This window comes from Oleiphilus sp. HI0043 (assembly GCF_001634935.1).
This window is the reverse complement of record NZ_LWEY01001357.1, coordinates 1-2,390: the sequence shown is the minus strand read 5'-3', so window position 1 is coordinate 2,390 and position 2,390 is coordinate 1. Positions and strand designations below refer to the sequence as shown.

The following is a 2,390-nucleotide window of genomic DNA, read 5'->3' as shown; positions in this document are numbered from 1 at the left end:
ACAAAGCTATCGAGGTGGGAACGATCCCGCGAGAGCGTCTGATTAGTGCTTTGGGTTCACCTGCCTGAATGACTGAGTCATCAGACGGCGCGAGAATATCACGGTCGTTTAGCAAGGCGAAGTCAGCTAATGAGGCAAGTTGCTCGATGCACTTGTCGTTGTCATAAACTATGGGTTCATCAGGAAGGTTGGCGCTGGTCACGAGTAGTTGATAGTTTTGTGCTTCTTCAAGCCAATTTATTCCTTTTGGCCTGCCAAGCAGGGCATGAAAAATTAGATAATGAAGCGGGGTATAAGGCAACATGCAGCCCAAGTCACTTAGGTTCGGTGCGAGCCAATCTTCCTCTTCTTGCTTAGAGTCAGGCTTTAAAGTTCTTTTCTTAGGCAGAAGTACAATCGGTGCGTGAGAAGAATTCAGCTCGTGAAGGCTTGCTCTGTCTAGCTCGACTATGGGCTCAAGTGAAGGCGTATTCAAGGCCATGAGGGCAAAGGGTTTATCAGGGCGTTGCTTAACTTTTCTTAGCCGCTTAATACTCTCAGAATTTTTGGCATCGCAAATTAAGTGGAAACCACCGATGCTTTTTATAGCAATAATAGCGCCTTGCTTTAATTGTTCGGCGCAAAAATCGATTAGTGCCTGATTCTGTTCTAGAGGCAAACGAATACCTTTCTTATCGACTAGCGCTAATTGTGGTCCACAGTCATTGCAGGCATTGGTTTGCGAGTGGAAGCGTTTGGCATTTGAGGGAGTGGAATATTCGTGCTGACAGGTACTACACATGTCGAACTTTGCCATACTGGTGTTGTCTCGGTCGTAGGGCAGATCGGCAATAATGCTGTAGCGTGGTCCACATTGAGTGCAGCTTATAAAAGGGTGAAGGTAACGACGGTTATTTGTGTCAAATAGTTCATCTAGACAAGAGGAACACAGTGCCAGGTCAGGGGATACTTCTGGTGCATTTGTCGATAATGATAGGCTATTGGAATCAGTTTCTGACTCTATGATTGAAAAGCTAGTGGCTGAGATTTGAGGGCTAATACGCTCAAGCTCAATACTCTCCATCTGAGCCGCAGAGGGCTTTGTTGCTAGAAGCTGATTACGGAATTCATCAAGCTGGGCTTGTTGCCCGGTTAATACAATTTCAAGGCCCGAGGAGGAATTTCGTACTGAACCAGTCAGTGAAAGCGAGTGAGCGAGCCGATAAACAAAAGGCCGAAAGCCAAGGCCTTGTACTCGCCCGCTTACTTTCAGGCGAATACTTGCCGAGTCACTATCTTGTTGGTGCATGTTGATTGAGCCAGCTTAACCACTCTTCCATCCCGTCGCCTGTTTTGGCGGATAGAACGATAAACTTAATATCCGGGTTGATACGACGCGCATATTCGATGCTTTTATCGACATCAAAATCGACATAAGGAAGGAGGTCAGACTTATTGATTAGCATAAGTGAAGAAGCTTTAAACATGTCAGGGTATTTAAGCGGTTTATCTTCGCCTTCCGTGACCGATAAGACCACGACCTTGCTATGTTCTCCTAAGTCGAAAGCAGCGGGGCAAACGAGGTTGCCGACGTTTTCGATAAAAAGAATATCGTGCTCTGCCAGCTCAAGCTTTTTCATGGCATGTCCAACCGCATGAGCATCGAGGTGGCAGCCTTTTCCAGTATTGATTTGAATTGCCTTGGCACCGCTGTCGATGATTCTCTGCGCGTCATTATCTGTTTGCTGGTCGCCTTCAATAACACAGACTCTTTTGTTTCCCTTAAGGGGCTCGATCGTAGCGGTGAGTAGGGATGTTTTCCCGGAGCCTGGACTTGAAACCAAGTTTAAAGCGAGCACTTTATTTGAGGCAAGCAGGGCTCTATTCTTTTCCGCATAGCTATCATTCTTGGCAAGCAGGTCTTGTTCGACCTCAATCAGCCTAGAGTCAGTGTCGTGCTCATGCTCATGTTGATGAGAGTGAGAGGGAGTAGAGCAGCCGCAGGTTGTGCACATGGATATCGATTCTTGTTAGTAAGCTGATAAACATCATAGTAAATGAAACTCGCTCTGGTTAGAATTGCCTCAGGTCAAATATAAGAAACTTAATTTATGAAATGGAACCCTTTTAATCAGAGTATCGGGCTTGCGTTGGGCGGCGGCGCAGCAAAGGGTATTGCTCACATTGGCGTGCTGCAGGTACTGGAAGAGCGAAATGTAGAGATCGATTATATTTCCGGCACCAGTATTGGGGCTTTAGTCGCGAGCTACTATGCCTTCGGTAAGTCGATAGACGAGATCAAGAAAGTGGGCGAGGATATGAGTTTCAGCTCGATGGTCGGTTTGTCGATTCAACGCAAAGGTATCTTCACCACCAAAACCATTCACGAGATGATTTTGCAAGATATCGGT

The 2,390-nt window shown here is 46.4% G+C and carries 3 protein-coding genes; 1 reads left to right on the top strand and 2 read right to left on the bottom strand.

Features of this window, described 5'->3' with window-relative positions:
- Together A3729_RS18410 and hypB are read right to left on the bottom strand one after the other, a co-directional pair.
- Positions 1-1,288: Sua5/YciO/YrdC/YwlC family protein (locus A3729_RS18410; protein WP_197475911.1), on the bottom strand; the 1,288-nt coding region annotated here is incomplete at its 3' end.
- Positions 1,272-1,994, bottom strand: coding sequence for a hydrogenase nickel incorporation protein HypB (gene hypB / locus A3729_RS18405; protein ID WP_068554351.1), 723 nt, complete (start codon positions 1,992-1,994; stop codon positions 1,272-1,274). The genes A3729_RS18410 and hypB, both read right to left, overlap by 17 nt.
- A 96-nt stretch (positions 1,995-2,090) precedes the next feature.
- Here hypB and A3729_RS18400 point away from each other — a divergent pair.
- Positions 2,091-2,390, top strand: a 300-nt coding sequence (locus A3729_RS18400) for a patatin-like phospholipase family protein (protein ID WP_197475910.1), incomplete at its 3' end; no start/stop codon positions are given.